The organism is Brevibacterium siliguriense (genome assembly GCF_900105315.1).
GTDB lineage: Bacteria > Actinomycetota > Actinomycetes > Actinomycetales > Brevibacteriaceae > Brevibacterium > Brevibacterium siliguriense.
In genome coordinates this window covers 2,293,153-2,313,065 of record NZ_LT629766.1, presented here as the reverse complement: position 1 = coordinate 2,313,065, position 19,913 = coordinate 2,293,153, and the positions used below count along the sequence as shown (strand labels likewise).

Genomic DNA, 19,913 nt, shown 5'->3' with positions numbered 1-19,913 from the left:
TTCGCTGGAGGTGCATGTCATCCCGCGGCGGAGATCGAGTCCCCGTAGCCGAGGACGCGTGCCGGACCGTTGCCCTCGGGCGCTTCGACGCAGGAGAATCCTGCACCTTCCTTATTCGCCACCACGATGGAGCCCCAGTCGTCGAGCTTGCAGTCGTCGGGTTTCTGGGGCGGTGAGTAGTCGTAGTCCTTGATCACGCAGCGCGCACGTTCGGAGTCGATCGTGCACGCGATGTTGCCCGACGGTGAGGTGAAAGTCTCTTCGGCGACCGGTGCTTTCGAACTGCCCGAGTCCGACGCCCCGGGATCGTCGGTCTGACCGATCGACGGCTCGTCCGTGGGTCCGACCGTTTTGGTGTCCTCACCCTGGGTGGCGTCCCAGACGATATAGCCGACGATGCCGAGTGCCAGGATGAGCGCGATCGCCGCGAGCACCCACAGCCACGCGGGAACCTTCTTGGTGTCGGCGCGACGGCCGTAGGGATCGTGCGGTCCACCGGGTCTGCCTGGACCTCCGGGGCCTCCAGGCCCACCGGACCCTCCCGGACCGGCGGGTCCGCCCGGTCCATAGCCTGCAGCATAGCCGGCGGGTGCGGCCGCGTAGGCGGGGGCGTGACCGGACTGTCCGTATCCGGGTCCACCGGGATGGCCGGTACCGGATTGTGCGTAATCGGGTCGCGCCGGCGACTGCACCGGTCCGGCGGACTGGGGTGCTGCCGCCTGTCCGCCGGCACCGAATTCGCCGCCCCACTGTCCCTGATGCGGATGAGGATCGGGCTGTTGCGGTTGGGGCTGTGCCTGGTCCGCCTCGGCAGGCGCCGACTGCGATCCGGGCAGCGGGTTCCACTGTTTCGGAGCCGAAGCCGCTTCGGCGGCGGCGATGTCGTCGGAGTTCACTTTGCGCGGCGCGGCCGGCAGCCCTCCGGTCTCATAGCCTTCTGCGGCGGCGAGTCCGCGCAGCTCTTCGAGGCTGAGCACCTCGGTGGCATCGGTGCCATCGGATTCGACCATCGACCGCAGCCTCTGAAGTTCTGCGGGGGTCAGCGCTTGGGTGGAGCCATCGGCGGCCGCGGACTCATCCTCGCCGATGAACAACTGGGTTGTGATCGACTCCGGAGACTCCTCGGCCGGCTTCCGACGCCCGGGGCGCGGAGGATGGTTCGGCACAGGTGGAATGCTCATGAGGTCATTTTCGCATAGTCGCTGCCTGCGAGTTCTCAGACCTCGTGAGATGATGACCTCATGTCCAATGGAGTCTACCGGCGCGCGGGGCTGCCCGCGCTCCTCGCATGCGCTCTGCTGGTGACCGCCTGCGGTGCCGATGACGGCGACGGCACGGTTGATTCCGCAACAGGCGAGTCCGCTGACTTCGCCGCTCCCGCCCAGCAGACTGGTTTCGGTGATTTCGCGGCTCCCGCTCAGGATTCCCCCACCGGCGATGACTCATCTTCGACCACAGCAGAACAGTCCGGCGATCAGTCCGGCGCCGAGGCGACCGGGCCGGCCCATCCCGTCCCTGTCCCCGGCCTGACGAAGGAGTTCACGGACCAGATCCCGGCAGAGACCTCGCAGGTCCTCGTCGCGACCTCGCCGACGGCGAAGTCCGAGAAGTCGAGCCTGAGCTTCTTTGAGTTCACGGACAAGAAGTGGAAGAAGCTCAAGACGTTCGACACTCACAACGGTTCCAAGGGCTGGCTGAAGGATCACCGCGAAGGCGACAAAACCACCCCGATCGGCGTGTTCACGCTCAGCGACGCCGGCGGTTTCAAGGCGAACCCGGGCACCGATCTGCCGTACACCCAGGATGATCGTCTGCCCTCCTCGGCGACGGTGGCCTATGGGGCGGACTACGAATCGGTGTTCGACTACATCATCGCCATCGACTACAACCGCAGGCCCGGCACCCCGCCCACGGACAAGACGCGACCGCTGGGCTGGGACAGGGGCGGCGGAATCTGGCTTCACCTCGACCACGATTCGGGTACGAACGGCTGCGTCACCCTCGACGAGGCGGACCTCAAGTGGATCATGCGCACCATCGATCCCGACGCCCACCCGCGCATCGCCATGGGCCCGGCGCCCGAACTGAAGAAATAGCAGACCCGAAGCAGCAGAAGGGCAGGATCCCGTGCGCCGTCTCATCATCTCCCTCGTCCAGTCGATCAACGGATCATTCGCCGAAGACGATTGGTCGACCGGAGTGTCCACAGACGCTGATTTCCGGCACTTCCTCGCTCTGCGCCGCAGCGCGAATGCGATCATCATCGACCGCCGCACCGCGCTGAATCCGCAGCTGCCCGTCATCAACGCCGCCGGCAAGACGCTGGAGCACACGCCCGTGTACGTGCTCACCGAATCCGATCCGGAGTCCCTGCAGAGCGAGCTCGACGCTCACGGTCTCGACTATCGCGCCCAGCATTTCAGTGCCGACACCATCACCGAGGTGGCCGCCTCACTGCCGACGGCCCCATCCCCGAATCGCGGCAGTCCCGCTCTGCCCAGACAGAGTCGTCCACGGGAGAGAATGAGGCGTCCTCCAACAGGACGGACTCGGCACCAAGCGACGAGGTGGTGCTTCTGTGCGAATCGGGTCCGAACCTCGCGTTCCGGCTGCTCGAGCACTATCCGGGAGCAGAGCTGCATCTGAGTGTGAGTCCGCACTATATCCGCACGACCGGCAGCCACTTCTCCGGATTCGAGGCGAAAATCGATATGCACCTCGTCGATGTGCGCACGGAGGATGACCAGGTCTTCCTCCGCTACCGCCGAGCCTGAACCCTAGGCTGAGGCTCAGCCTTCTGGTCGCTCAGCGTCCGCGTGGATCTCCGTGCTCACGGTGAAGCGTTCGGGTGAGTGCAGGATCGGGATCAGCGCTTCGGCCACCTCGGCGAGGGGGACGGTGTCGACTCCCCCGGTCAGATCATTGCGATCATCGCCGCCGATGGGGGCCATGATCCGCAGCTCCCGAAAGTCCACGGTCGTCGATTCCGTCGCGGCGACCTCAATGAGCATCTTCTGCGCGGCCCCGAAGACGCTGATCGCCCCGGACCCGGCGAGCGCCTCGATACTGGCGACCCCGTTGAGGGCCAGGTGGACGAATCGGGTGGATGCCGGTCCTGCTGCCGATGAGCGGTCAGTCGACGGGTCGGCAGAACGGTCGGACGACGGGCCTGCCGCCTTGGACCGTTCGGTGGCCAGGCTCTGCGAGATCGCACACGCAGTGAAGTGCCCGCGCAGGTAGGAGTCATAGTCTTCATCGAACTTCGCCAGACCCCGATCGAGCACCGGCTGGTCGATATACCACCCGCCGATGGCGGCGATGACGGCATCGACCGGGGGCGACCGGCGGAGGCGAGCCCCGAGGTGACCGACTCCGGTTCGTCCACCCAGTCCGGCACGATCACCGGTTCGAACGCCGTCTCCGTTTTCGGACGATGACGCACGATCCCGGTGACCGTGTGGTGCGGACTGAGCAGCCGAGCGAGCCCGGCCCCGACATGGCCGGAGGCGCCGAAGAGAAGGATGTGCATGACGGCAGTCTATGTCCGGACAGCGTCGGTCAGGTGAGATGGACCTTGACGACCTGACTCTTCGTATAGGTCATGTACCCGTGTTCGAAGTTCTGTCGGATCTTGTCCACAGCAGTCCACGATACGCTGGCACTGCACCCCCGCTTCCCCGCCGAAGGACACCTATGGCCGATCGCAGCGAACTGACACGACTCGAGGCCGTCCTCGATGCCTTCGCCGACAGGCTGCTGCCCCGGGTTCCCACCGGCGTCCGGGAGTTCCTCGCCTTCGGAATCAAACAGGCCTGGGCGTGCCTCTTCGGCGCGCTCATGCTCGCAGCGATCATCGCCACCTCGTGGTTCTATCCATCCGACGCGTCGGTGGCCCAGAACGACTTCCTCGTCATCGTCGCCGTGCTCATCCAGATCGGCATGCTCGCCGCCCGACTGGAGACCGGCTGCGAACTCATCGTCATCATCGTCTTCCACATCGTCGGCACCGGAATGGAGATCTTCAAAACCGCCGTCGGCTCGTGGAACTACGCCCCCGGCGGCATCCTGCACATCGGTGCCGTGCCGCTGTTCACCGGGTTCATGTACGCCGCCGTCGGCTCCTATATCGCCCGCGTGCATCGCCTCTTCGACCTGAGGTTCAGCCATTACCCGCCGAGGTGGCTGACCGTGATCATCGCCGCCGCCATCTACGTCAACTTCTTCACACACCACTTCATCGTCGACGTCCGACTCGTCCTCGTGTTGGCCACCGTGATCGTCTTCTTCCGCTGCCGCATGTACTTCCATATCCATCGCAGGACCCTGACCATGCCGGTGCTGCTGGCCTTCGTCCTCGTCGCCTTCTTCATCTGGGTGGCCGAGAACATCGGGACCGCGGCCGGGGCCTGGCTGTACCCGAGTCAGGACGACGGCTGGCATCTGGTGCCGCTGACGAAGCTGGTGGCCTGGTTCCTTCTCATGATGATCTCCGTCGTTCTCGTGACTTTTGTCCACAGACCCAAGCTTCCTGACACCTATACTTGCTGAGAACCGAAACTTTCAGGACAGCCGAAGGAGACTCATGGCGGCACCCGATGCGCAGAATGAGAAAGAATCGAGCGCATTGCTCAAGGTGCTCCGCCCAGCCAGCGGTTCCAACCTCTCGGTCAGTGCACGTGTGCTGCTGCGAGTCATCGCCGGAGTCCTCGTCCTCGCTCTCATCCTCGCCCTCGTCGGACTGTTCCTCGTCCGCCGGTCCTTCCCGACCACCGATGGTGAGATCTCACTGCCGGGGCTCGACGCGCCGGTCACCGTCAACCGCGACGAGTCGGGTGTCCCGACCATCGAGGCCGAAACCGCCCACGACCTGTTCCTGGCCCAGGGATTCGTCCACGCCCAGGACAGGTTCTGGGAGATGGACTTCCGCCGCCACGTCACCGCAGGACGTCTCTCCGAACTCTTCGGCAGATCCCAGCTGGGCACCGACACTTTCATCCGAACTCTCGGCTGGCGGAAGGTCGCCGAGCAGGAAGTGAAGAAGCTCGACAAGACGAGTCTGAGCTACTACGAGGCCTACGCGGACGGCGTCAACGCCTACATCAAGGACAAGTCCCCCACCGAACTGTCCCTCGAATACGCCGTCCTAGGATTGGAGTCCGGCAGCACCGATGTCGAGGAATGGACTCCGGTCGACAGCGTCGCGTGGCTCAAGGCCATGGCCTGGGATCTGCGATCGAATCTCGAGGACGAGATCGACCGGTCGATCCTCAGTTCGGAACTGAGCGACGAGCAGATGGCCTCGCTCTATCCCGATTACCCGTACGCCACCCGGCCGACGATCCTCGGCGGCAAGGCCGGTCAGAAGGCCCCGAAGAACCGCAACGGCGACGATGTCGACGAGGCGGCCCCCGGGCAGCCTGACGATCGGGCACAGTCCGACGATCAGGCCAATGCCGGTGGTTCCGTGACCGGGGCGCCCCCATCGGGGAGCACCGACACCGAGGCGGCACCGCCGGCCGATGATCTCCTCGAACTGCGGGACACCGTCTCATCGCTGCCGCAGATGCTGGGACAGAACAGTGACGATATCGGGTCTAACTCGTGGGTGATCTCCGGGGAGCACACGAGCACCGGTCGACCGCTCCTGTCCAATGACCCGCATCTCGCCCCGGCGATGCCCTCGGTCTGGTACCAGGTGGGTCTGCGGTGCAAGAAGGTCACCGATGAGTGTCCCTTCGATGTCACCGGGTTCTCCTTCTCCGGACTGCCCGGCGTCGTCATCGGCCACAATCAGTCGATCGCCTGGGGGCTGACGAACCTCGGAGCCGATGTCACCGACCTCGTGGTGGAGAAGATCCGCGATGGAAAGGTCATCCACGACGACGGTGACGAACCGCTGCAGGTCCGCAAGGAGACGATCGAGGTCGCCGGCGAGGACTCGCGTGAGATCTCCATCCGCTCCACTCGCAACGGTCCGCTGGTGTCGAAGCTCGACGGCACCTACCGGAAGGTGCTCGATTCGACGACCGGGGCGGATTCCGAGGATCCGAAATCGGGACCGGCCGAGGAGCATTACGGGCTCGCCCTCGATTGGACGGCTCTGCGTCCGGGCAGGACCGCCTCGGCGGTGTTCGCCATCAACAAGGCCACGAACTGGCAGGAGTTCCGGCATGCGGCCTCTCTGTTCGACGCACCCTCGCAGAACCTCGTCTACGCCGATGTCGCCGGCAATATCGGCTATCAGGTCCCCGGGATGATCCCGCGCCGCGGAAAGGCCGACGGCACCGTGCCCCGCCGGGGTTGGAAGTCCGAGGAGGACTGGCAGGGCTGGATCGACTTCGAGGATCTGCCGAGCCTGTACAACCCCGAGCGCGGTTGGATCGTCACGGCGAACAATCCCGTCGCCTCCCCCGGTGAGACGGTGCAGCTGGGCCAGGGGTTCGACTACGGAGATCGCGCCCGACGCATCACGAAGCGCATCAAGGACGCCGTCGCCGAGGGGCGGAAGCTGCGACCGGCGGACATGGCGGAGATCCAGAGCGACGACCAGAATCCGTTCGCCGCGAAGCTCGTACCCGCGGCGGTCAAGATCCACTCCCACGGCGACGAGGACATTCTCGAGGCGAAGAAGCTGCTGAAGCAGTGGAACGGCTTCGATTCCGCCAGCAGTGCCGGGGCCGCCTACTTCAATGTCCTCACGAAGACGCTGCTCGAGCAGACGATCAGCTCGAAGCTGCCCGAAGGCGTGTCCCCCTCCGGTGGTTCACGCTGGTATCTCGTGCTCTCGGAACTGCTCGACGACCCGGACTCTCAGTGGTGGACGAGCGAGGGCGTCGAAGGACGAGACGAGGCACTGCGCAGGGCCATGAAGTCGGCCTGGGCGGAGACCGAGGACCTGCTGGGACCCGAACCCGTGACGTGGCGGTGGGGAATCCTGCACCGGCTGACGGTCCGCAACGCCAGCCTCGGCGAATCCGGGATCACACCGGTGGAGAAGCTGTTCAACCGCGGTCCCTATGAGGTCTCCGGCGGTTCGGGAGTCGTCCATGCCACTGGCTGGGACGCCTCGGTCGGCTATGAGACGAACTGGGTGCCGTCGATGCGGCAGACGGTCGATCTGTCGAACTTCGACGCCTCGAACTGGATCAACCTCACGGGCGCCTCGGGGCATGCCTTCCACCCGCACTACGACGATCAGACCAATGACTGGGCGGCCAACGTCAATCGCCCCTGGCCGTATTCGAAGCAGGCCGTGGAGGCAGCGGCAGAGGACACGCTCAGGCTCGAACCCTGATTGCTGGCTGTCAGTCCTTGGGCAGGATCTTCGCCTCGAGGAAGTTCGCGACATCGTCTTCCCAGCGCACCGGGTCGATGTTCCATTCCTTCGTGTGATGGGCCTTGCTGTACGAGGGCATCGTCACCAGGTCCCGTCTGACCCCTGCCAGGGCGTGTGATGGACCGGAGGGGACGAACTCGTCGTCATCGGAGTGGATGAGCAGCACGGGCACATCGAGTTCGGCGGCGCGGGTCACCCAGTCCATGCGATCGAGGTCGAGCGGGGTCTCCAGACCGGTGATCGGTCGGGCCCACGGCTGTGTGATCATTTCGAGAGTGAGTTTCGCGACCGGCGTCGGCAGCATGTTCTTCTTCGCCTGATCGTCGAGCACATTCACCCAGTCGACGACGGGCCCGTCGAGGACCAGTGAGGTGACGAATCTGCGGTTGCGTCCGCGGGATGCCGCCTGCAGGGCGATAGCCCCGCCCATCGACCAGCCGAAGAGGACGACGTTCTTCGCCCCGCGTGAGACGGCGAAGTCAATGGCCGCGTCGACGTCGATCCATTCGGTGTCGCCGAGTCCGTAGCGGGATGTGGTCTCCACCCGCACCTCGGCGTCATTGCGGTAGGACATGGCGATCGCGGGCACGCCGAGGGTGTTGAGCACGGGAGCGGCGCGCAGGCCTTCGGCGCGGGTGCTGGCACGGCCGTGGATGAGGATCGCCCAGGTGTCCTGCGGCTCCGGATGATCGGTCGGCAGCAGCCATGCGGGCAGGTTCCCGGCATCGGAGCGGATCTCGATGTCTTCGAAGTTCACTCCGGCCGCGATCGGATCGGGGTAGACGACTCCGGTCCAGCGTCCCCGCCAGGCCCGGCGGATATCACCGCGGGTCACCGACAGGATCTCTCGGGAGACGGTACGTGAGCGCGGATCGTATTCGATGATATCGCCGATCACCGCGTGCCCCGAACCCTGTTTGAAGTAGAGGCCGTAGGTGCCCGGCACCGTGGTCTCCTCATCGGCGGGCAGATGGATGCGCATATTCGGCGGAAAACCATCGATGTGCAGAATGTCGAGTTCTTCCGGGGCGTTCTCCGGAACGATGATCTTGCGGGCGAAGTAGGCTGCCAGGCCCGACGACGCCACAGAGATCAGGGCACCGAGTCCGGCGCCGACGCCGATACCGACGGCAAGCAGGCGAGCGGGGAACTTCGTGTCGCGGACCATGAAAACCTCCTGTGTTCATTGTTGCCTACGGAATGATCAGGCACCAAACGCTGTTGTGCGGAATGAGCGAGTGCCGCTCGCTGTTGCACTCAGCAGAGGCGGAGACCGTCTCCTCCTCGCCGCACACACCGTCATTGACAGAGACCGGAGGTCACGATGACTCAGTCATCAGATATCAACGCTGGAACTTCGACGAACGAGCAGGCAGCGGCCGAGGAGATCCGCTGGCAGGACGTGCTCAGCCCCGAGGAGTTCGCGGTGCTGCGCCAGGGCGCGACCGAACGTCCCTTCACCGGTGAGTACAACGAGGAGACGGCTGCGGGGATGTACCAGTGTCGCGCGTGCGGAGCCGACCTGTTCCCTTCGGATACGAAGTTCACCTCCCACTGCGGATGGCCGTCGTTCTACGCGCCCCTGGCCGAAGACCGGGTCCGCTACATCCGCGACAGCTCTCTGGGCATGGAACGCGTCGAAGTTCGCTGTGCGAACTGCGATTCGCACATGGGACACGTCTTCGCCGGTGAGGGCTATGACACCCCCACCGACCAGCGCTACTGCATCAACTCGATCTCCCTGAAGCTCAACCCCGCCGACGCCGATGCCTGAGACGGCGACAGCGACTCAGATCGCCGAGGCGACCGAGCTGGTCGTGAAGACCTTCGATCAGCTCCGGCCCGCAGAGCTCTACGGAATCCTACAGCTTCGTTCCCGCGCCTTCGTTGTCGAGCAGGAATGCGTCTTCCTCGACGCCGATGGAGTCGACACCCTGCCGGAGACTCTGCACGTATTCTACCCGCGACCGGCGACGGCGATGTCGGACACCCATGGAGCCGAGCACGGACGCGACCTCTCACCGTGGGCCTACGCCAGACTGCTGCCGTCCGACGTCCCCGACGGACCCGCAGCCCGGCCCGGGGCCCGCAGCATCAGTCGCGTCGCGACCCATCCCGACGCCCGCGGGCAGGGCTGGGGCCGTCGGCTGCTCACCGATATCGTCGGTGCCTGGTCGGATTCGCCGCTGACCCTCAACGCACAATCGCATCTCGAACGTCTCTACGGATCCTTCGGCTTCACTCCGAACGGACCGCGCTTCGATGAGGACGGTCTCGAGCACACTCCGATGGAGCGCCCCGCGGGCTGAGTTCAGTCCGTGCCCGCCTCGGCGGCGTCGACGGAGGCGATGATCTTCTGCATCACCGCGTGCAGTTCGCGCACTCCCTCGGCGTCCATGCCCAGCTTGGCCATCATCGTCCCGGGGATCGCCTCGGCGGTGCTGCGCAGCTCTCGGCCGGTGTCGGTGAGCGTGACCTCGACGATCCGTTCATCGCTCTCGCTGCGCGTCTTCGTCACATAGTCCAGCGCTTCGAGGCGTTTGACCAGCGGGGACACGGTCGCGGGTTCAAGGCGCAGCAGTCGAGCGAGCTCGCGGATCGGCAGCTTCTCGTGCTGCCACAGCGCAAGCATGACCAGGTACTGCGGATGGGTCAGATGGATCGGTTCGAGCACTGACCGGTAGGCGCCGATCACTCCGCGGGAGGCCACCGCCAGGGCGAAGCAGATCTGACTCTCGAGCGCCAGCGGATTGTCCAGCTGCTCAGTCGAACCTTCTGATTCCAGCATCGCGTCTCGTCGATCCTCCACGTCGTCGATCAGGGAGTGCACTCTGTTCGCAAACTACTTAGTGCGCTAATGATCAGTGTACACTTGAGTGAAACCTGCCCAGTTCCCGCCCGTGCGGCGCCTCGTCAATAGGAACCTCGCTATGTCATCCTCCTCGCAGCCTTCCGCCGATGGTTCGAACCTGGGACAGGCCCCGAAGCAGAAGGCTCCGGCACGGAAGAAGAACCAGCATCCGGAATCTCAGCGCGGAGTGGGCTGGCTCAACAACTTCTTCCGCAAGATCGTCGGACCGGCGCAGGTCGACAACACCCGTCCGGGCGGATACTACGAGGACGAGACGCTGCGGCACCAACAGCTCGATGCCATGGGACTGGAGATGCGCACCGACGCCAACGGCCACTCCTATGTGGTCAAGAAAGGCAGCAAGTAACCGCCGGCCGCTCCCCGACCACGCAAAAGGGCCGCCGCACCGAATCGGTGCGGCGGCCCTTTCTCTGTCGCTCTCAGCCTCTGCCAGTCAGCGCTAGTCGGTCAGCGCCAGTCGGAGATGATGTCGACGAGTTCGCGGCGCGGTCCGGTGTAGAACGGGACCTCTTCACGCACGTGCAGACGCGCCTCGGTGTTGCGCAGGTCGCGCATCAGGTCGACGATGCGGTGGAGTTCGGGAGCTTCGAAGGCCAACAGCCATTCGTAGTCGCCGAGAGCGAAGGAGGCGATCGTGTTCGCCTTGATGTCCTTGTACCCGGCGGCGGCCATACCGTGGTCGCGCAGCATCTTCGACCGTTCGGCGGGATCGAGGAGGTACCAGTCGTAGGACCGCACGAACGGGTACACGCAGATGTAGTCGCCGGGCTCGGGATCGGTGAGCAGAGCCGGCAGGTGGGCCTTGTTGAACTCTGCCGGGCGGTGGACTCCGACGTTGGACCAGACGGGTTCGAGCACTCCGCCGATCAGGCTGCGACGGATCGCCGAGTACGCGGCCTGGACGACCTCGATCTCGGGGGCGTGGTACCAGAACATGACGTCGGCATCGGCCCGCAGAGCCGAGACGTCGTAGATTCCGCGGACGACGAGGCCGCGTTCATTCAGCGGCTCCAGAGCCGCATGCAGCTCATCGGCGAGTTCCTTGCGATCGGCATCGCCGAGTTCTCCCGCAGAGGCGAAGACGGAGTAGGCGATATACCGCGTCTGCTCGTTCGCTTCCTCGATCTGGGCGTCGGTGGGCTGAGTGTATTCGCTCATATCTGCTCCTTCTGTCATCTCTTCATTCTCAATTGTCTTACGAGTCGTCGGCTGACCGGTTCAATCTCTGAGCCGCCGAGTCGGCACGGGCGATGCAGGCGGGAATGCCGATTCCCCCGTACGCGGATCCGGCGAGTTCGAGACCGGGCAGTTCTGCGATCTCCGCATCGACGACGGCGATCCGTCCGGCATGGCCGGGCAGGTACTGCGGCAGGGCGGAGTTCCAGCGTTGGACTTCTGCGCTCAGCAGGCGCGATTCCGGGCGGGAGGTAATCGCCTGCCAATCGGCGAAGGCGCGTTCGACGATCTCCTCGTCGGACAGGCTGCTCCACACCTCTGGTCCGTCGCCGAAGCGTCCGATGCTCATCCTCACCAGGGCCGTGCCCGCGGGGATATGGGCGGCCGTCCACGGCCATTTGTTCGACACGAAGGTCGAGGCCTTGATGAATGTGCCCTCGGTGACGGGGACGAGGAATCCCGAACCGTCCAGCTCGACTCCCCCGAGATCGACGAGCGCCGCGACCAACGCGGTGGAGGCGTAGGGGACGGACTGCAGTGCCGCGGCCGCGGTGGGGGCCGCCTCGGCGAGGAGTCCCGCGCTGACGTGGGCAGGGGTGGCGAGGACGAGCCCGTCGGACTCGATATCGGTCCCGTCCGCGGTCACCGTCCAAGTGCGACCGTCACGCCGGATACCGGTGACACCGGCGCCGAGGCGGACCTGACCTCCTCGGGCCTCGATCGCCTCGTGCAGGGTCGGGATGAGGCGGTTGATCCCGCCTTCGAAGCTCATGAACACCGGTTCTGCCGGTCGTCCCGGGGCAGCCGCTTGAGCATCGCGTGCGGCAAGCAGCTGCGCCACGAGGTCGAGCACCGAGGTGCCTTCGACTGCGGCGGGCAGCAGGGCAGGAACCGTCTCGGCCAGGGACAGGTCCCGGCAGCGGCCCGCATACACTCCGCCGAGCAGCGGATCGACGAGGGAGTCGACGATGGCATCGCCGAGGCGCTCGGCCAGGAACGCACCCAGCGAGACATCGTCGCCGTCGATCGGGGGCGTCAGCTGCTCGGCAGCCAGACGTTCGGCCGCCTCGGTGCCGATGAGGGATTCGACCTCGGCGGCTTCGGCGGGCACTCCCATGATCGTCCGTTTGGGAATCGCGTGCAGGTCCCCCCGGCTCAGCACCTGCGAACTGTGGTGTGTCGAAGGGAACACCGAGTCGAGGCCGAGTTCGGCGGCCAGGCTCTTGGTCTCCGGACGTCGGTTGAGGCTCGCTTCGGCTCCGGTGTCGATGCCGACGGGCACGGCACCATCGAGCGTGGTCGATTTCAGGCAGCCGCCGAGGCGGCCGCCGGCCTCGAGCACGGTCACGTGGTGATCGGCGGAGAGACGGTACGCGGCGACGAGACCGGAGATCCCTCCCCCGACGACGGTGATCTGTCCCATCCGATCAGCCGCGGCTGCCGAGGATCTCTGCCGAGACGCGGTGCACGAGGTCGACGATGCGACCGGGCACCTCGGGGTCGGTGTCGGGAAGGACGCCGTGGCCGAGGTTGAAGACGAATCCGCGGTCGAGATCGAGTCCCTTGCACACGGTCGCCTCGACGCGGGCCGACAGCGCCTCCCAGGGGGCGAAGAGCAGGGCCGGGTCCAGATTGCCCTGGAGCGCCTGACCGGGCTTGACCCGAGTGGCGGCGTCGGCGAGGTCGACGCGGAAGTCGACGCCGACGGCGGTGGATCCGGCCTGGCCCATGGAGCCGAGGAGCTCACCGGTCTGCACGCCGAAGTGGATGCTGGGCACATCGTGGCCGGACAGTGCGTCGAAGACGGCGGTGGAGTGTTCGAGGACGTGGTTCTCGTAGTCCTCCCGGCAGAGGTAGCCGGCCCAGGAGTCGAAGAGCTGGAAGGCCTTGGCTCCGGCGTTCAGCTGCACGTCGATGAATGTCGCCGACATCTGTGCGAGCTTGCCCAGGAGCGCGGAGAACGCCTCGGGGTCGGAGGCCATGAGGGACTTAGTCTTCTCATGGTTCTTGCTCGGCCCTCCTTCGATGAGGTAGCTGGCCAGGGTGAACGGGGCGCCGGCGAACCCGATGACGGGGGTGGTCTCGTCGAGTTCGGCGGTCACACGCTGGATCGATTCGGCGATATCGGGGATGTCGGCGGCGTCGAGTCCGGGCAGGACGTCGATATCGGCGCGGGAGCGCACCGGGGACGCGATGACCGGGCCGACGCCGGGGACGATCTCCACATCGACACCGGCGGCCTGGAGCGGGACGACGATATCGGAGAAGAAGATGGCCGCGTCGACGCCGTGGCGGCGGACCGGCTGCAGAGTGATTTCGGAGACCATCTCGGGGTCGCGGCAGGCATCGAGCATCTGGGTGCCTTCGCGCAGCTTGCGGTACTCGGGCAGGGAGCGGCCAGCCTGCCGCATGAACCAGACGGGAGTGTGCGAAACCGGCTCCGAACGCAGGGCAGCCAACAAGGGTGATGTCATGGCTCCATCTTCCCATTCTTCGATCGCACATGCCCACTCGATCTCGGTTTCAAGACGGGCCGTCTTGCCGTCTCAGAATGCGGCCGAGGACAGCGCCGTCAGAAATGTCCGGGGCCGCCTCGGCGTGGATGATTCCCCCGCCGGCACGGCTGATCTATCGTGGCAACTGTGGTCAACACCTCACCTCTCAATCGCATTCCGGCGGAGTTCTCCGCCGTGACGTCGGTGCTGCGTCAGGCGCGCAGCACGAACAACGTGTCGATTTCCGAGATCCCCGCCCCGGCCCGGCTGGCCCCCTACTCCTATGCTCTCGGTGCCGAGGTCAGCGCCGACGAGACGTTCCTGCGGGCCAGCGGCGAGACCATCGATGAGCTCGCCACCGGCCGCATCGTCGTCCTCTTTGACCCCGCCGCCCCGGAGGAATGGGAAGGCTCGTTCCGGGTGGTCTCCTATATCCGCGCCGAACTCGAACACGAACTCGGCAATGAGACGATGCTCGGCCATGTGGCGTGGAGCTGGCTCGAGGATGCCCTCGACTCCAACGACTGCCAGGTGCTCGCCGCCGGCGGGACGACCACTCGGGTGCTGTCCGAGAGCTTCGGCACCTTGGCCGATCGCCCGGCCACGATAGACTTGGAGCTGCGCGCTTCGTGGACACCCGTGATTGACGAGCCGGATCTGATCGGCAATCACTTCGAAGCCTGGATCGATCTGCTCAGCACAGTCGCCGGACTGCCACCACTTCCTGAAGGAGTCACAGCCCTGCCCGGGCGCCGTCGATGACAACCGAACTACCGCTTTTGGAAACACCCGCGAACGGCATCCCCGACGTCGTCGACACCCCGGAGGATCTCTCCTCCTCGATCGCCAGTCTGGCCGCCGCCGCGGGGCCCATCGCCATCGACGCCGAACGAGCTTCGGGAATCAGATACGGTCAGCGCGCTTTCCTCGTTCAGCTGCGCCGTGAGGGTGCAGGCACGTTCCTCCTCGATTCCGAGTCTCTCGGTGATCTCAGCGAGCTCAACCCGGCGCTTGGGTCCGATGAGTGGGTCATCCATTCGGTGACACAGGATCTGCCGTGCCTGCAGGAGCGTGGGATGCGCCCGGCGGCCCTGTTCGACACCGAGCTGGCCGCCAGGCTGCTCGGATGGGAGAAGTTCGGTCTGGCCGCTGTCGCCGAGCGCACTCTGGGTGTGCGACTGGCGAAGGAGCATTCGGCCGCCGATTGGTCGACGCGTCCGCTGCCGAAGGAGTGGCTGAACTATGCCGCCCTCGACGTCGAGGTGCTCCTGCCGATCCGCGACATCCTCCACCAGCAGCTGCTCGATTCCGGCCGGTGGGAGTTTGCGCGGCAGGAGTTCACGCACCTGCTCGATTTCACCCCGAAGCATTTCGCTGAGCCGTGGCGGCGCACGCATGGGCTGTCGAAGATCAAGTCCCGCCGGGACATCGCCCGGGTCCGTGAGCTCTGGCAGGCACGGGACTCCATGGCGCGCGAGGCCGACCTGGCTCCGTCGAAGATCCTGCGCGATCGTGACCTCGTCGCCCTCGCACAGTCCGGTGTGAAGTCCAGCGATGACATCCTGGCGCAGTGGCGCCGGCTCTCCCGCGCCGAGGCGGCCCGGCTCTTCCGTGCCTACCGCAAGGCCTCCCGGTTGGGTGCCGAAGAGCTGCCGGGACGGTTCGAACGCGGACGGTCGAAGCGCAGCGCGTTCAACCCGGCGGAGCTCAAGGAGCGGGTGGCGGCGCTGAAGGCCGCAATGTCGGAGCTCTCCGACGAGCTGACGATCCCCCATGATGTGCTCCTCCAGCCGGCCATCGTGAAGTCCCTGGCTGCGGAGTCGAACGTCGATGTCGAGGATTACCTCGCCGAGGCGGGGGCACGGCCCTGGCAGGTCGAGCTCAGTGCTCCCATGCTGCAGAAGGCCTTGGCCGGACTCCCCCAGTCCTGAACCTCACACCGTACGGCGTTAGCTCTGCACCTCACACCGCACGGCGGGCACTCTGATCGGCTCGATCGGCCACCTCGGCGGGCAGGGCCTTAAGAATATCGGACACGATCGTGCCGACGTCGAGGCCCACCTCGGCGAGGATCTCTTCGCGGGTTCCCTGCGGGAGGAACTCATCGGGCACGCCGAGTTCGAGCACACCGATCCGCGAATCGGCTTCGCGCAGGTCGGAGCGGATCTGGCAGCCGATGCCGCCGATCTTCACGCCGTCTTCGATGACGGCCACGAGGCTGTGGTCGGCGGCGAGGTCGATGACGGATTCGGGTACGGGCAGCACCCATCTGGGATCGATGATCGTCGCGATCAGTCCGTGTTCGGCCAGGCGGTCGGCGACGTCGCCGGCCAACCTGGCGAAGGGGCCCACGGAGACGATGAGCACATGGGATTCGGAACCGGCCGGTCCCTCACGGAGGATATCGACGCCGTCGTCGAGCCGCCTCAGCGCAGGGATGTCGGCACCGACGCCGCCGCGGGGAAATCTCACTACGGTCGGGGCGTCTTCGACGGTCACGGCTTCGCGCAGCTCTTCGGTCAGTCGGGCGGCATCGCGGGGTGCGGCCAGGCGCAGTCCGGGGACGACGCGGAGCATCGCGATGTCCCAGATTCCATGGTGGCTGGCTCCGTCGGGGCCGGTGATTCCGGCGCGGTCGAGCACGAAGGTCACGCCCTGGCGGTGGAGTGCGACGTCCATGAGCACTTGGTCGAAGGCGCGGGAGAGGAACGTGGAGTAGATGCACACGACCGGGTGGAGTCCGCCATAGGACAGACCGGCGGCGGAGGCGACAGCGTGCTGTTCGGCGATGCCGACGTCGAAGACGCGGTGCGGGAATTCCTCGGCGAATTTCGCCAATCCCACGGGCATGAGCATGGCCGCGGTGATGGCGACAATGTCCTCGCGCTCTTCGGCGAGTTCGCAGATCTCGGTGCCGAAGACGGAGGTCCATGACGTGGATTTCGAGGGTGTCGATCTCCCGGTGACGGGGTCGATGACGCCGACGGAGTGGAACTGGTCGGCGTCGTCGTTGACGGCCGGGTCGAATCCGTGGCCCTTCTGCGTGATCATGTGGACGATGATGGGGCCGCCGTCGAACTGTTTGGCCAGCTGCAGGGCTTTTTCAACCGAGGGCAGATCGTGTCCGTCGACAGGTCCCAAGTATTTGATGCCGAGTTCGTCGAACATTCCGGTCTCGGGCGGGCTGACCATGTCCTTGAGTCCGCGTTTGACGCCGTGGATGGCGCTGTAGGCGGCGCGACCGGGGCGACCGGATTGGCGCAGAGTCTCTTTGCCCCAGCTGAGGAGCTTCTCGTAGCTCGAGGTGGTGCGCAGTTCGTCGAGGTGGGCGGCGAATCCGCCGACGGTCGGGGCGTAGGAGCGGCCGTTGTCGTTGACGATGATGACCAGTCGCCTCGGCGGGGTGGAGGTGTCGGCGGCGATGGTGTTGAGCGCTTCCCAGGCCATTCCTCCGGTCAGGGCTCCGTCGCCGATGACGGCGACGACGTGGCGATCAGTCTCACCGGTGAGTTGGCGGGCTTTTGCGATGCCGTCGGCCCAGGACAGGGACGCGGACGCATGCGAGTTCTCGACGACGTCGTGGGCGCTCTCGGACCGGCTCGGGTAGCCGGAGAGTCCGTCGCGCTGCCGCAGGGTGGAGAATTCGTTCCGACGGCCGGTGAGCAGTTTGTGCACATACGTCTGGTGGCCGACGTCGAAGATGATGGTGTCGCGCGGCGAGTCGAAGGTGCGATGGAGGCCCATGGTCAGTTCGACGACGCCGAGGTTGGGGCCGAGATGTCCGCCCGTGCCGGACACAGTCGTGATGAGGTAGTCGCGGATCTCTTTGGCCAGTACGTCGCATTCTGATGCGTCGAGGCGGCGCAGATCGGCAGGCGAGCCGAGGGATTCGAGAAAGGTCATGCGGCCTCAGTTCTGACGACATCGTTGACGGACAGATTCCATTCGCCCCATCCTATCGCTCTCAGCAGCGTCCCTCATCCTTCGCGGCGCATCACCGCGTTGCAGCAAGTCGTTGTGCCGCGAACGATGCTGGATGCCGAACTGCGTGTAGGAAGTGACGCTGATAGTGAGGGATGGTCACGCTAATTGCGTCCGGGCACGACGAAGGCCGGTGGGAAGAATCCCACCGGCCCTCGCTGTGTTCCGGTTCAGCGCCTCAGCGCGAACCGACTGCCGCGAGTCACAGACTCACAGCGCCTCAGCGCGTCTCCTGCGATCAGGCTTCTGCGAGCTGACGCAGAACGTACTGTGACAGGCTTCGTCGACGTGCACGGTAGTCAAGCGCTCGAGCCCGACAGCAAATCCCCTGGTCAGAGGCGCGCTATGAATCCTGCGGGGGCTTTCCCGCAGCCGCTGACACATCGCCGTCGACATGCTTCGACTACGGTAGATTCGCCATGAATGGTGACTATCCCGGGTCGGGCCCCGAGGACATGGAAGGGGCTTCGTCAGTCATCCATCGCTGAAACAGGCATCCAGTCGAATCAATCACGCGCAGGCGTCCGTCTCACGAAGCCTGTCTCGCGCCATGTCATCACGCGACTCACACTCTAGAGCTTTGGGGCCACCTGCACGGCCATCTCGTCCACGTTCGGCATGTGCTGCTTCACCGAACCCTCTGCCTCCGCCGCCAGCCGGTCGGCATCGGCAAGGCTCGTCACGGAGGTGCGGACGAGCGCGTCGCCGTGGAGGCGGTGCCCGACCCAGCGCATCCGCACCCGCTCCACCGACTCGACCTCGGCCAGATGCCCCAGGGCGCGCTCGGCGCGTTCGACGAGCTCCGGCTCAACGCCGTCCATCAACCGTCGGCCGACCGAGCGCACGGTGCCCACCAGCAGCACTGCGATCATGGCCGAGATCAGCAGGCCAACGATCGGGTCGGCCAAGGGGAAGCCGAGCAGCACGCCGATCCCGCCGGCCACGACGGCCAGAGAGGTAAACCCGTCGGTGCGGGCGTGGATGCCGTCGGCGACCAGGGCGGCCGAGCCGATCTTTCTGCCCACGCGAATTCGGTAGACGGCGACCGCCTCATTGCCGAGGAAGCCGATGATGCCGGCCACGATCACCCAGCCGATGTTCTCCATCGGGCGAGGGTTGAGCATGCGGTCGATCGCTTCCCACGCGGCGATGACCGCGGACAGGGCGATCATCAGGACGATGAACAGCCCGGCAAGGTCCTCGGCCCGGTTGAAGCCATAGGTGTACTTCCGTGTGGCGACCCGTCGGGACAGCACGAACGCGATCCACAGCGGCACTGCGGTCAGGGCGTCGGAGAGGTTGTGGATCGTGTCGGCCAGCAGCGCGACCGAGCCGGAGAATGCGACGACGACGGCCTGCAGCACGGTCGTTGCCAGCATGAGCACTAGGCTGATCTTCAGCGCGCGGATTCCCTCGGAGTGGGCTTCCATCGCGTCGTCGATCGAGTCGGCGGCGTCGTGGGAGTGCGGCACGAAGATCCCGTAGAGGAAGCCCTTGAACCCCGTCGGGTGGGAGTGGCCGTGCTCGCCGTGGTCATGGGAGTGGTCATGACCGTGCGCATACTCGTGATTCTGGCCGTGATCATGATCCGCGTGATCATGCGCGGACGATCCGCTCTCCTGCTCGTGCTCAGCGTGCGGATGGGCGTGGCTGTGCTCGGTCATTCTTCTGCTCGTTCGTCGTGGTGATGGGCCGGGACCTGCCCATTGGCGACAGAGTGCTCGGCCTGGAAGATCGCGTCGGACACCAGCTGGGAGGCGTGCTCGTTCTCCAGCCGATAGAACACCCGTTGCCCCTCCTGCCGGGTCGACACGATCCGGGCCATCCGCAGCTTCGCCAGGTGCTGCGACACCGCGGCCGGCGACTTGCCCACGCTCTCGGCGATATGGTTCACCGACAGCTCGTCGCTGCGGCGCAGCGCAAGGACGATCCGGACCCGGGTCGCGTCGGCAAGGAGTCCGAACACCTCAACGGCAAGTTCCACGTATTGGCTGTCGGGGTCGAGCCCGCACATCTGCTTATCTGCATCCATACGCAGATTATTGCATACTCG

20 protein-coding genes are annotated in these 19,913 nt (G+C 65.6%); 10 read left to right on the top strand and 10 right to left on the bottom strand.

Going from position 1 to position 19,913, the window contains the following annotated elements; translation table 11 throughout:
* Window positions 1–17: 17 nt before the first annotated feature.
* Entirely contained in the window at window positions 18–1,181 is a 1,164-nt protein-coding gene (locus tag BLU88_RS10210) for a hypothetical protein (RefSeq protein ID WP_092013253.1), read from the bottom strand.
* Between the two features lie 60 nt (window positions 1,182–1,241).
* Between BLU88_RS10210 and BLU88_RS10205 the strand changes: the two genes are divergently transcribed.
* Genes BLU88_RS10205 through BLU88_RS18945 form a run of 3 tightly spaced genes read left to right on the top strand, consistent with a single transcriptional unit; the run spans window position 1,242 to window position 2,774 of the window.
* Window positions 1,242–2,096 carry a L,D-transpeptidase family protein gene (locus BLU88_RS10205; protein WP_092013250.1) on the top strand — a complete coding sequence of 285 codons (855 nt, stop codon included), beginning with the start codon at window positions 1,242–1,244 and terminating at the stop codon, window positions 2,094–2,096.
* Window positions 2,097–2,127: 31 nt separating this feature from the next.
* Window positions 2,128–2,646 carry a hypothetical protein gene (locus tag BLU88_RS10200; RefSeq protein ID WP_092013247.1) on the top strand — a complete coding sequence of 173 codons (519 nt, stop codon included), beginning with the start codon at window positions 2,128–2,130 and terminating at the stop codon, window positions 2,644–2,646.
* Window positions 2,647–2,648: 2 nt separating this feature from the next.
* Window positions 2,649–2,774: a hypothetical protein gene (locus BLU88_RS18945; protein ID WP_269457631.1), complete on the top strand. Its 126-nt coding sequence runs from the start codon at window positions 2,649–2,651 to the stop codon at window positions 2,772–2,774.
* Window positions 2,775–2,789: 15 nt separating this feature from the next.
* Here BLU88_RS18945 and BLU88_RS10195 read toward each other — a convergent pair whose 3' ends face one another.
* A complete protein-coding gene (locus tag BLU88_RS10195; RefSeq protein WP_092013244.1) occupies window positions 2,790–3,284 on the bottom strand; it encodes a hypothetical protein in 495 nt (164 codons plus the stop codon).
* Window positions 3,285–3,693: 409 nt separating this feature from the next.
* Here BLU88_RS10195 and BLU88_RS10190 point away from each other — a divergent pair, with 409 nt between their 5' ends.
* Together BLU88_RS10190 and BLU88_RS10185 are read left to right on the top strand one after the other, a co-directional pair.
* Entirely contained in the window at window positions 3,694–4,548 is an 855-nt protein-coding gene (locus BLU88_RS10190; RefSeq protein ID WP_092013241.1) for a DUF817 domain-containing protein, read from the top strand.
* Between the two features lie 34 nt (window positions 4,549–4,582).
* Complete coding sequence (locus BLU88_RS10185) at window positions 4,583–7,294, top strand: penicillin acylase family protein (protein WP_092013238.1); 2,712 nt, start codon at window positions 4,583–4,585, stop codon at window positions 7,292–7,294.
* Between the two features lie 10 nt (window positions 7,295–7,304).
* Here BLU88_RS10185 and BLU88_RS10180 read toward each other — a convergent pair whose 3' ends face one another.
* Window positions 7,305–8,504 (bottom strand): alpha/beta hydrolase family protein, encoded by a 1,200-nt coding sequence (locus BLU88_RS10180; protein ID WP_092013235.1) that lies wholly within the window; start codon window positions 8,502–8,504, stop codon window positions 7,305–7,307.
* Between the two features lie 156 nt (window positions 8,505–8,660).
* On the opposite strand from BLU88_RS10180, the gene msrB reads away from it, so the two are divergent.
* Complete coding sequence (gene msrB, locus BLU88_RS10175; protein ID WP_092013232.1) at window positions 8,661–9,110, top strand: peptide-methionine (R)-S-oxide reductase MsrB; 450 nt, start codon at window positions 8,661–8,663, stop codon at window positions 9,108–9,110.
* Window positions 9,103–9,645 (top strand): GNAT family N-acetyltransferase, encoded by a 543-nt coding sequence (locus tag BLU88_RS10170; RefSeq protein ID WP_092013229.1) that lies wholly within the window; start codon window positions 9,103–9,105, stop codon window positions 9,643–9,645. The genes msrB and BLU88_RS10170 overlap by 8 nt, the downstream gene beginning before the upstream one ends.
* A 2-nt stretch (window positions 9,646–9,647) precedes the next feature.
* Here BLU88_RS10170 and BLU88_RS10165 read toward each other — a convergent pair whose 3' ends face one another.
* Window positions 9,648–10,124, bottom strand: coding sequence for a MarR family winged helix-turn-helix transcriptional regulator (locus BLU88_RS10165; RefSeq protein ID WP_092017404.1), 477 nt, complete (start codon window positions 10,122–10,124; stop codon window positions 9,648–9,650).
* A 142-nt stretch (window positions 10,125–10,266) separates the two neighbouring features.
* On the opposite strand from BLU88_RS10165, the gene BLU88_RS10160 reads away from it, so the two are divergent.
* On the top strand, window positions 10,267–10,554 hold the full coding sequence (locus tag BLU88_RS10160; RefSeq protein WP_231939352.1) for a hypothetical protein: 288 nt from the start codon (window positions 10,267–10,269) through the stop codon (window positions 10,552–10,554).
* Between the two features lie 101 nt (window positions 10,555–10,655).
* Here BLU88_RS10160 and hemQ read toward each other — a convergent pair whose 3' ends face one another.
* From hemQ to hemE, 3 genes are read right to left on the bottom strand one after another with little or no spacing between them, the layout of a single operon-like run.
* Window positions 10,656–11,366 carry a hydrogen peroxide-dependent heme synthase gene (hemQ, locus tag BLU88_RS10155; RefSeq protein WP_092013226.1) on the bottom strand — a complete coding sequence of 237 codons (711 nt, stop codon included), beginning with the start codon at window positions 11,364–11,366 and terminating at the stop codon, window positions 10,656–10,658.
* A 37-nt stretch (window positions 11,367–11,403) separates the two neighbouring features.
* Window positions 11,404–12,807, bottom strand: a complete 1,404-nt coding sequence (hemG, locus tag BLU88_RS10150) for a protoporphyrinogen oxidase (protein WP_092013223.1) — start codon at window positions 12,805–12,807, stop codon at window positions 11,404–11,406.
* Window positions 12,808–12,811: 4 nt separating this feature from the next.
* On the bottom strand, window positions 12,812–13,858 hold the full coding sequence (gene hemE, locus BLU88_RS10145) for a uroporphyrinogen decarboxylase (RefSeq protein WP_092013220.1): 1,047 nt from the start codon (window positions 13,856–13,858) through the stop codon (window positions 12,812–12,814).
* A 168-nt stretch (window positions 13,859–14,026) separates the two neighbouring features.
* Between hemE and BLU88_RS10140 the strand changes: the two genes are divergently transcribed.
* The gene (locus tag BLU88_RS10140) at window positions 14,027–14,641 is read left to right on the top strand and encodes a DUF3000 domain-containing protein (protein WP_062242954.1); all 615 of its coding nucleotides are present in this window, start codon (window positions 14,027–14,029) and stop codon (window positions 14,639–14,641) included.
* Window positions 14,642–14,658: 17 nt separating this feature from the next.
* Entirely contained in the window at window positions 14,659–15,810 is a 1,152-nt protein-coding gene (locus BLU88_RS10135; RefSeq protein ID WP_231939351.1) for an HRDC domain-containing protein, read from the top strand.
* A 31-nt stretch (window positions 15,811–15,841) separates the two neighbouring features.
* Here the strand turns inward: BLU88_RS10135 and dxs are convergent, their stop codons facing one another.
* The 3 genes from dxs to BLU88_RS10120 form a co-directional block, all read right to left on the bottom strand.
* A complete protein-coding gene (dxs, locus tag BLU88_RS10130) occupies window positions 15,842–17,782 on the bottom strand; it encodes a 1-deoxy-D-xylulose-5-phosphate synthase (protein ID WP_092013214.1) in 1,941 nt (646 codons plus the stop codon).
* A 650-nt stretch (window positions 17,783–18,432) separates the two neighbouring features.
* Entirely contained in the window at window positions 18,433–19,524 is a 1,092-nt protein-coding gene (locus BLU88_RS10125) for a cation diffusion facilitator family transporter (RefSeq protein WP_092013211.1), read from the bottom strand.
* Window positions 19,521–19,892, bottom strand: a complete 372-nt coding sequence (locus tag BLU88_RS10120) for an ArsR/SmtB family transcription factor (RefSeq protein WP_092013208.1) — start codon at window positions 19,890–19,892, stop codon at window positions 19,521–19,523. Before BLU88_RS10120 ends, BLU88_RS10125 begins: the two co-directional genes overlap by 4 nt.
* Window positions 19,893–19,913: the final 21 nt, after the last annotated feature.

Bases quoted from the DNA above. Each gene is read 5' to 3' on its own strand.
- hemE (WP_092013220.1), bottom strand. From the start codon at position 13,858: ATGACATCACCCTTGTTGGCTGCCCTGCGTTCGGAGCCGGTTTCGCAC.
- BLU88_RS10120 (WP_092013208.1), bottom strand. From the start codon at position 19,892: ATGGATGCAGATAAGCAGATGTGCGGGCTCGACCCCGACAGCCAATAC.
- BLU88_RS10165 (WP_092017404.1), bottom strand. From the start codon at position 10,124: ATGCTGGAATCAGAAGGTTCGACTGAGCAGCTGGACAATCCGCTGGCG.
- BLU88_RS10170 (WP_092013229.1), top strand. From the start codon at position 9,103: ATGCCTGAGACGGCGACAGCGACTCAGATCGCCGAGGCGACCGAGCTG.
- BLU88_RS10205 (WP_092013250.1), top strand. From the start codon at position 1,242: ATGTCCAATGGAGTCTACCGGCGCGCGGGGCTGCCCGCGCTCCTCGCA.
- hemG (WP_092013223.1), bottom strand. From the start codon at position 12,807: ATGGGACAGATCACCGTCGTCGGGGGAGGGATCTCCGGTCTCGTCGCC.
- BLU88_RS10160 (WP_231939352.1), top strand. From the start codon at position 10,267: ATGTCATCCTCCTCGCAGCCTTCCGCCGATGGTTCGAACCTGGGACAG.
- BLU88_RS10125 (WP_092013211.1), bottom strand. From the start codon at position 19,524: ATGACCGAGCACAGCCACGCCCATCCGCACGCTGAGCACGAGCAGGAG.
- dxs (WP_092013214.1), bottom strand. From the start codon at position 17,782: ATGACCTTTCTCGAATCCCTCGGCTCGCCTGCCGATCTGCGCCGCCTC.
- BLU88_RS10210 (WP_092013253.1), bottom strand. From the start codon at position 1,181: ATGAGCATTCCACCTGTGCCGAACCATCCTCCGCGCCCCGGGCGTCGG.
- hemQ (WP_092013226.1), bottom strand. From the start codon at position 11,366: ATGAGCGAATACACTCAGCCCACCGACGCCCAGATCGAGGAAGCGAAC.
- msrB (WP_092013232.1), top strand. From the start codon at position 8,661: ATGACTCAGTCATCAGATATCAACGCTGGAACTTCGACGAACGAGCAG.
- BLU88_RS10180 (WP_092013235.1), bottom strand. From the start codon at position 8,504: ATGGTCCGCGACACGAAGTTCCCCGCTCGCCTGCTTGCCGTCGGTATC.
- BLU88_RS10185 (WP_092013238.1), top strand. From the start codon at position 4,583: ATGGCGGCACCCGATGCGCAGAATGAGAAAGAATCGAGCGCATTGCTC.
- BLU88_RS10190 (WP_092013241.1), top strand. From the start codon at position 3,694: ATGGCCGATCGCAGCGAACTGACACGACTCGAGGCCGTCCTCGATGCC.